This window comes from Sporomusa sp., assembly GCF_035561155.1.
In the GTDB taxonomy this organism is placed as follows: Bacteria; Bacillota; Negativicutes; order Sporomusales; family Sporomusaceae; genus Sporomusa.
The window spans coordinates 1-8,417 of sequence record NZ_DATMYD010000073.1 but is presented as its reverse complement, the minus strand read 5'-3'; the positions used below and the strand labels follow the sequence as shown (position 1 = coordinate 8,417).

Sequence of the window (8,417 nt, the reverse complement as noted above, 5' to 3'; positions counted from 1 at the left end):
TTAAGATGAGGTCTGTCATTCGAAAGAAGTAAGGCCCCTTGTAGATGACAAGGTTGATAGGCCAGATGTGTAAGTGGCGCAATCCACTCAGCTGACTGGTACTAATAGGCCGAGGACTTGACTTAACAACCTCGTTTGCATTAAGCAGCGAACCATATTGTCGGGAGCCGATAGGCGAAACGAGAATATGTGTGAGTCGCTTAGTTAGAGCGGAGCGATAACATCATAAATGTATCTTTTAGCTCTGAATTAGCGATCAGTATCTAATATGCGCAATGCTTTTCTTCTGTGAAGTTTTCAGGGAATAAACAATTTGCCAAAAAGTACATGTTGCAACAAACAAGTACTTATGGTAAAATATAATTCCTTGAGAAAACAAAACATTCCTCGATAGCTCAGCTGGTAGAGCAATCGGCTGTTAACCGATCGGTCGTAGGTTCGAGTCCTACTCGAGGAGCCACACTACAAAATAAACGGCTCAGACCGTTCAGAACATGTCAGATGCTAGGCGGAGTGAGGACGTGACCGTAGTCGTACTGGGAAGTACGTCGGAGGGAACGCCCGCAGCGACAACGACGCAGATGGCGTGTTATCAACGGTCGTAACTCGGCTGTTGACCGATCGGTCGCTAGTTCGAGTCCTACTCGAGGAGCCACACTCAATCTTTGGAGAATGAGGAAGTTATTCGCTAGCGCTCATAACTAAGCGATTCACGCAGATTTTAGCGTCGCGATGCTCCTAATAACCTGGTTCTCTGCTTATATCGCGGGATGGAGCAGTTGGTAGCTCGTCGGGCTCATAACCCGAAGGTCGTAGGTTCAAGTCCTGCTCCCGCAACCAATTTATGGTGGCTATGGTGAAGTGGTTAACACGCCGGATTGTGGCTCCGGTATTCGAGGGTTCGAGACCCTCTAGTCACCCCAATTATTTATATGTAATAGAATTTAAGGCGGAAGTCTATCATTAATAAGATAGATTCCCGCCTTTTATATTTTTAAAAATCATGTGATACCAATCACTGCATTGTAGCGGCTTATTTAATTATACTGTAACTATAAAGATTCAGGGAGTTGGCACTATGAGGCTATGGAAGTGGTTTTGTGAGTTGGGGACAAAGGGACCTGAGCAGGAAGTTTCGTTTTGGCATGCCAGAAGGAAAGATAAACAGGAACCAGTGTCAGGCGTAGAGGTCTGTACCAGACTGTGTGGATCTGCCGGTTGTCGTTGCGGTGGCACTATGAGAGGCTTGTATTGTGTATGGTCATATTATCGTGACTAATAAATTTGGCAATAGCAGGAAAACAATATAGCAAGCTGAATATATATCTTATGGCAAACAAGGCTATAAGGAGGCGGTATTGTGCAAACTGCTGGCAGCGAAAAGCGTATGTACTTTCTAGACAATCTGCGCTCATTTATTGTACTGCTTGTGGTAGTATTCCACGCATCAATGGCTTACATGCCATATGCGCCGTGGTGGTGGTATGTCCTTGATTCGCAAAGGAATGCATTCTTCAATTGGTTCGTTTTAGTGAATGATGTTTTTATAATGCCTATTATGTTTTTTATTGCAGGATACTTTGCTGTAAAATCATTGGCTAAAAGAGGCACTGCTCATTTTATACGTGATAAAATTACCAGGCTGATTATCCCCTGGATTATCGGTATTATCTTCCTGGCGCCGGCAATTACATATTTTATTTATGTTACAAGGTCACAAACACCGCCTGAGTATCTCTACTACTGGTTTAACCTGTTTTTTGGTAAGTCCTATCAGCAGGCTCATTACTGGTTTCTGGGAGTACTGGCTTTGTTTTGTCTGATACTAGCTTTCATTCACAGTCGAAATTGGATCAAGGTCACTCCAGTCAAGGCAGTTAAACCTTCGTCTGCTTTCTTTGTAGTGTTTGTCTTGGCCGGAAGTGCAGGTTTTTTTGCTGTTAATACTGTAGTAGGTGATTATGATTGGTTAAACCTAAAATATATTTTAGTAATACAGCCTACACGAGTTGTTTTGTATACCTTGTATTTTGCGCTAGGGGTTTATGCCTGCCGCCGCCAATGGTTTATTGCGGGCTATAGTCCCAGACCGTTACGCTGGTCAGTGAGCGCTATTGTTACGGGTGGCTTGTTCGTCGGTGGTAAAATTGGTTTTGCAACACATACTGGCTTCTTAGTACTGGCAGTGAATGCTTTTTTGCATACTCTATTTTGCCTTTGTACTGTACTTGCGCTGTTAGGAGTTTTCCAGCGTTGGGTAAATAGCCGCTCATACCTCTGGCGCCGCTTGGCTGCCAATTCATATGCTGTCTACTATGTTCATCAGTTTGCAGTACTCTCTTTAAATTATGCTTTACTTAGTTTTCAAGCCGGACCATTTGTTAAGTTTTTCTTATCTGCTAGTTTGGCAGTATTAATTAGTTATGTTATTTGTGAATTTGCAATCGGAAGACTTCCGATGTTTGGCGGCGGTGCCAGAGGAGATAAGATTTCTCCGCCGACATATTGACATTGGTTAGGGTGTACTGGTATTATAGACATAATTAAATGTTGTTTTTCCGATAGAGGTGCGGCAGACCAAGAGTAAGTATGCAGAGCTGGCAGCGATGACGATACTGAAAGGGGCTTACCGCCGAAGTGAAAGTTTTTGCCGGAGACTTTTTGCTGGTCTTACGTTTAAGAAATGTAAGACTGTCACCTGATTTTTTGCAGGTGGAGCGCTATCTTGCACAGCCGTTAAGAGCATTCTTTTGTTTTTAGGCAGTTTGCGAGATTTAGCGCAGACTGCTTTTTGTATTACATTTACTGATTATTGAAGGGTAGGCGAAACAAGTGGCTGAGAAAAAATTACCGTTTACAAAAGAACAATTGACAGAAGTGATCAAAGAATACCCCACACCGTTTCACATTTATGATGAGCAAGCCATTAGACAGAATGTCCGTAATTTAACTAAAGCCTTTGCCTGGGCGCCAGAGTTTAAGGAATATTTTGCTGTTAAGGCCACTCCCAATCCTTACATTTTAAAATTGCTGAGGGAAGAAGGGCTGGGAGCTGACTGCAGCTCGCTCGCTGAGCTTATTTTAGCTGAAAAAGCTGGTATGAGTGGCGAAGAAATTATTTTGACCTCAAATGATACCCCGGCTATTGAGTTTAAAAAGGCGCGTGAATTGGGTGCAATAATTAACCTTGATGATATTAGCCATATTGACTATCTGGATAAGCATGCCGGTATTCCGGATATGATTTCATTCCGTTATAATCCTGGCCCGCTGCGTGACGGCGGCAACTCTATTATCGGCAATCCGGAAGAGTCTAAATATGGTTTGACCAGGAAACAGCTTTTGGATGCGTACCGGATTATGAAGAGCAGAGGTGTAAAACGTTTCGGTCTTCATACAATGGTTATTTCCAATGAACTTGACCCTAACTACTTCATTGAGACCGCCAATATGATGTTTGACCTTATTAATGAAATTTACCGTACTCTTGATATTAAAGTTGAATTTGTTAATTTCGGCGGGGGGATTGGTATTCCTTACCGTCCAGAGCAGGAACCGGTTAATATTACTACGATCAGCCAGGGGATTAAAAAGGCATATGAAACTAAAATTGCCGCCAATGGTCTTGCACCACTCAAAATTGCGATGGAGTGTGGCCGGATGGTTACAGGGCCGTATGGTTACCTGGTATCGACAGTGTTACACAAAAAGGAAATCTATAAAAACTATGTCGGTCTGGACGCCTGCATGGCTAACTTGATGCGTCCGGCCTTATATGGTGCTTACCACCACATTACGGTATTAGGCAAAGAAGACTGGCCGCTCGGCTATATCTATGATGTTACCGGTTCTCTGTGTGAAAACAATGACAAATTTGCGGTAAACCGGAAACTGCCGATGATTGATATTGGAGATGTATTGGTTATTCATGATGCTGGAGCGCATGGTCATGCTATGGGCTTCAACTATAATGGTAAATTGCGTTCGGCTGAATTAATGCTGAAACCTAATGGCAGTGTTGAGATGATTCGCCGGGCTGAGACTATTGAGGATTATTTTGCCACTTTAGATTTCGCCGGACTGGAAAAATAAGATATGGCGTATGAAAATTCACCTGGGATATTACCAGGTGAATTTTTTTCTAAAAGGCTGCCGCACACTTATGTAGTGTCTATCCAATGTAGTTAATTTTTGCTAATATTGAAGTAAGCGATAGATTGGGGGGATAAGCGTGGCAGTTTCCATCCTTGAACTGCGTAAGTTTGTTGTTCCTGAATTTATTTTTGGGCTGGGTGCAATCGAACTTGCAGGGCAGTATGCGGAAAACTTCGGTGCCAGAAAGGCAATGATCGTGACTGATCCAGGGATAATTAAGTCCGGTTGGCTGGAACCTGTGGTGAGAAGTCTCGAAAAGCATTCTCTTCCGTATGTTATTTTCCAAGATGTGCATGTTAACCCTCGCGATTATGATGTAATGGCTGGGGCCCGCATTTACCAAGACTATGGCTGTAACTTACTATTGGCGGTTGGAGGCGGCAGTCCGCTTGACTGTGCCAAGGGGATTGGCATTGTATCGTCTAATGAGCGCCATATCACTGAGTTTGAAGGCGTTGATCAGGTAATTAGCCCTATGCCGCCGCTAATTTGTATCCCGACTACTGCGGGCAGCTCTGCTGACGTTTCGCAGTTTGCTATTATCGCCGACAGTACGAGAAAAACAAAAATGGCCATTGTCAGCAAGGCTTTGGTACCGGATGTTGCGCTGATTGATCCCGTAACACTTACTACTATGCCACCTTATCTCACAGCTTGTACCGGACTCGATGCACTGTGTCATGCAATTGAAGCGCTTGTTTCTACAGCCAGTTCCCCCTTAACTGACTTACATGCCTTAAAAGCTGTCGATTTGCTTTTCAATCATTTACCACTGTCTTTGCGCTACCCGGAAAACATCGAGTATCGCGGTTATACCATGTTAGGTAGTTTATCGGCCGGAATGGCTTTTTCTAATGCGATTTTGGGCGCAGTCCATGCGATGTCTCACAGCCTTGGCGGGATGTTTGACTTGCCGCATGGCGAGTGTAACGCAATTCTCTTAACGCATGTGATGGCATATAACTTCCCTGCTTGCCGCGAAGGCTACGAAAAAATCGGGGCGGCGATGGGTCTTAAGCTTGGCGGCTTATCAACGTCTGAGCGTGAGGCGCTTATCTTGTCAGAAATTGACTTATTCCGGGAACAGTTAGGCGTTACCCGGACATTAAAAGATATTGGCGTTACTGAAGATGATATTCCGCTTTTAGCCCAAAGTGCTTACCTAGACCCATGTCTGGCTACCAACCCGCGGGAGGCTACTATCCGAGACATTGAGGAGATATTTCGCCATGCATTATAACTCTGATGCTGAAGAATTACGGGGAAAGCTTATCGGGCTTGGCGAAAAATCCATTCGCAAAAACTATTATCCTGAACTACAGCGCCGGATGGATGAACTGGAACGCTTAAATGCCGAGCTTGAGCAACGGGTAGCAGAACGTACCGCTCAGCTGGCGGCCGCCAATAAGGAACTGGAAGCATTTTGTTACTCGGTATCTCATGATTTACGGGCGCCACTCAGAAGCATTGATGGGTTTAGTTTGGCTGTATTGGAAGATTATGGACAACTATTTGATGAGGAAGGGATTGGCTATTTAAACAGAGTGCGGCTGGCTAGTCAACGTATGGCTGAACTCATCGACGGTCTACTCAATTTATCGCGCCTCACTCGCGGTGATATGATTAAACAGGAAGTAGATTTAAGTATGATAGCCTGGAGTGTAGCCAAAGAACTTAAACAAGGGTGCCCTGAGCGAACTATAACGGTTATTATTGAGCCAGATATCAAGGTATATGGCGATGCTGGGCTGCTGCGTACTCTTGTTGAGAATCTTCTTAGCAATGCTTTTAAGTTTACGGCCAGATGTCCTAATGCTGTAATTGAGATGGGCAAAACTCTTGATGGAGAATCTGGACAAGCCTTACTTTATGTGCGGGATAACGGAGCAGGGTTTGATATGGCTTATGCGGACAAGTTATTTGGAGCATTTCAGCGGCTACATACTGTTCACGAGTTTCCCGGAAACGGAATAGGTCTTGCGACAGTGCAGCGCATCATTAACCGGCATGGGGGACAGATACGGGCTCACGGCGCGGTAAATCAGGGTGCAACTTTTTTCTTTAGTTTGTAAAAAAAAATATCTTTAAAACAACAAATTTCTTCTTCCAAAATTAGGGAGTATAGTTTATAATGTTAATTGTTGTTGAGACAAGGTATTTTTCCTGTATGGAGGGCGCACTCGTTGTCTAAAAATATCGAAGCACTGAATATCCTTGACATAATAGAATATTTACGGAAACAGATGAATTTGCTTGCTGCGTCTTATGGATTGTCTGATCCTCAAGTTTTGGAAGCCAGCCAGTTGTTGGACAGCGAAATTAGCAAGTATTACCGCATTTATGAGAATAATTAATCTGCACTGTATTCAATATTTGTTGCTGCATTAATTCTGGATCTTCCATTGGAGCATATAGTGTCGTATAAGCAAGTGGAAGAAGGGTTTTTATATGAGTTGGTTCAGCCTTACCGGAATAGCTGTAGTGGGGTTTATCATTACTGACCAGTTTTATACTACTGTTAATATACGTATGCTCATTATCGCCGCCATTATCCTAGGTATGGTATGGCCAGATTTCAAACGGTTATTAATACGTCAATATGTGCGCTTGATGCGGGCTATAAGGTATGTCTTTACACCAAACAAATATTATAACAAATAGCCTCCAACGCTGGGGGCTTATTTAATCCTGTTAGAAAGTACAACTTTCCGCCTGGATAAGGGCAACATCGGCTTCCGCTTTCGCCAGAGGCTCGGCGCAAGCCGTGTTTTCTTTATATCGTGACTATTAACCCTGGAGGTAGATCGCCTTGGACAAATTGCCTGCAGTTTTAGCGATGATTGAAGAACAATTCACTGTATCTGCCGAGTTTATGCGTGATATTGCCACCGGTTTTCAGCAGGCCATGTCTGCTGGACTGGCAGGTAAACCAAGCTCTCTTAAGATGCTACCCTCCTTTATCGGCAGCCCGACGGGCCGGGAACAGGGCAAGGTGATTGCTGTTGACTTTGGCGGCACTAATGTGCGCGTGTTATTAGTCGAATTGGCCGGCAAAGGTCAGGCTAATATTATTGACAAACGGTCTGCACCTCTTAAAGATAGATCCGGGAACTATGACTATACCTCGGCAGCAGCCTCCGGGTCGGAGCTGTTCGACTTCATTGCTGGTAAAATCTCTGAGATTGCGCCAGCAGGTGGTACTTATCCCTTGGGACATACTTTTTCCTTCCCGTGCCGGCAGGACGGCGTCAACGAAGCTGTGTTAATCAGTTGGACTAAGGAAATTAAAACTACCGGGGTTGAAGGTCTGAATGTTGGTCAATTATTGCAGAATGCGCTAGAACTCAGAGGGGTTTGGCATGTTCAATCACTGGCAGTAATTAACGATACTACTGGCACATTACTGGCAACTGCCTATACCGACACTGCCACTTCTATCGGGGCAATCTGCGGCACCGGTCATAATAGCTGCTATCTTGAGCCATGTCATCCGCTCACCAGTCAGCCCATGATTGTTAACTTGGAATCTGGTAACTTTGACGGGATTCGGCAGACGGAATATGATATACTCTTGGATCAGGCTAGTGAGAAACCGGGTGCTCAGCGGCTCGAAAAGATGGCCTCAGGTCAGTATTTGGGCGAACTGGTACGATTGATTGTGAATGGGCTTACAACTGATGGACACATTAGCAAAAGTTCAGACAGGCTGCGTATTCCATATTCAGTAACTACCGAAGATATTTCACCAATTCTTGCAGATGCCTCACCAGAACTGAACGCAGTGGCTAACTTGGCAGCTACTCGCTGGGGGATACAAGGGCTAACGATCAGCGAGCTTGAAGCAATTAAGACAGCTGCTTTGCTTGTTACGATGCGGTCGGCACGTTTAGCGGCTGCTACGTGGGCGGGAGTATTGTTTAAGATTGATCCAGCGCTTTCTAGACGCCATACCATAGCGGTTGACGGCTCGTTGTACGAGAAGATGCCGGGATATGCTGACAATTTGTTTAAGGCTATGGCTGAAATATTTGGTGATAAGGCTAAGCAGGTAACGATTAAACTTAGTAAAGATGGATCAGGTATAGGAGCGGCTATCGCAGCCGCCACTGTATATAACGCGAGATAAAGTAGACTTAGCTTCAGGTGGGGTTTTAACCCCATCTGAAGGTTAGTCGCCCTTATCCAGGGACTTAGCCGCTCGCCTGTGCCCTTTGGGTATAACTCCCACTTGTATACCCTAAAGGGCACAGGAAAGATGGGAG

Annotated in this window: 7 protein-coding genes, 3 tRNA genes, 1 rRNA gene and 1 riboswitch; all 11 genes read left to right on the top strand. The window is 44.6% G+C overall.

The features are described from left to right. Positions 1 to 125, top strand: a 23S ribosomal RNA gene (locus tag VN447_RS09645); the annotation flags it as partial. A gap of 259 nt (positions 126 to 384) precedes the next feature. Continuing rightward, positions 385 to 460, top strand: a tRNA-Asn gene (locus VN447_RS09640). A 304-nt stretch (positions 461 to 764) separates the two neighbouring features. After that, positions 765 to 840 (top strand) — tRNA-Met (locus tag VN447_RS09635). Positions 841 to 847: 7 nt separating this feature from the next. Further along, positions 848 to 923, top strand: a tRNA-His gene (locus VN447_RS09630). A gap of 437 nt (positions 924 to 1,360) precedes the next feature. Then, positions 1,361 to 2,509 (top strand): acyltransferase family protein, encoded by a 1,149-nt coding sequence (locus tag VN447_RS09625; protein WP_325525048.1) that lies wholly within the window; start codon positions 1,361 to 1,363, stop codon positions 2,507 to 2,509. 45 nt (positions 2,510 to 2,554) lie between these two features. Beyond that, positions 2,555 to 2,731, top strand: a riboswitch (Lysine riboswitch). 101 nt (positions 2,732 to 2,832) lie between these two features. Further along, positions 2,833 to 4,092: a diaminopimelate decarboxylase gene (locus VN447_RS09620; protein WP_325525046.1), complete on the top strand. Its 1,260-nt coding sequence runs from the start codon at positions 2,833 to 2,835 to the stop codon at positions 4,090 to 4,092. A 139-nt stretch (positions 4,093 to 4,231) separates the two neighbouring features. After that, positions 4,232 to 5,395 carry an alcohol dehydrogenase-like regulatory protein ErcA gene (gene ercA, locus VN447_RS09615; RefSeq protein WP_325525044.1) on the top strand — a complete coding sequence of 388 codons (1,164 nt, stop codon included), beginning with the start codon at positions 4,232 to 4,234 and terminating at the stop codon, positions 5,393 to 5,395. Then, complete coding sequence (locus VN447_RS09610) at positions 5,385 to 6,227, top strand: sensor histidine kinase (RefSeq protein ID WP_325525042.1); 843 nt, start codon at positions 5,385 to 5,387, stop codon at positions 6,225 to 6,227. Before ercA ends, VN447_RS09610 begins: the two co-directional genes overlap by 11 nt. Before the next feature lie 111 nt (positions 6,228 to 6,338). Beyond that, positions 6,339 to 6,509 (top strand): aspartyl-phosphate phosphatase Spo0E family protein, encoded by a 171-nt coding sequence (locus VN447_RS09605; protein WP_325525040.1) that lies wholly within the window; start codon positions 6,339 to 6,341, stop codon positions 6,507 to 6,509. A gap of 94 nt (positions 6,510 to 6,603) precedes the next feature. Continuing rightward, complete coding sequence (locus tag VN447_RS09600) at positions 6,604 to 6,816, top strand: hypothetical protein (protein ID WP_325525039.1); 213 nt, start codon at positions 6,604 to 6,606, stop codon at positions 6,814 to 6,816. A 148-nt stretch (positions 6,817 to 6,964) separates the two neighbouring features. After that, positions 6,965 to 8,281: a hexokinase gene (locus VN447_RS09595; RefSeq protein ID WP_325525037.1), complete on the top strand. Its 1,317-nt coding sequence runs from the start codon at positions 6,965 to 6,967 to the stop codon at positions 8,279 to 8,281. The last annotated feature ends 136 nt before the right edge of the window (positions 8,282 to 8,417 follow it).

Coding starts and splice junctions, on each gene's coding strand:
- VN447_RS09610 (WP_325525042.1), top strand. CDS start 5,385: ATGCATTATAACTCTGATGCTGAAGAATTACGGGGAAAGCTTATCGGG.
- VN447_RS09600 (WP_325525039.1), top strand. CDS start 6,604: ATGAGTTGGTTCAGCCTTACCGGAATAGCTGTAGTGGGGTTTATCATT.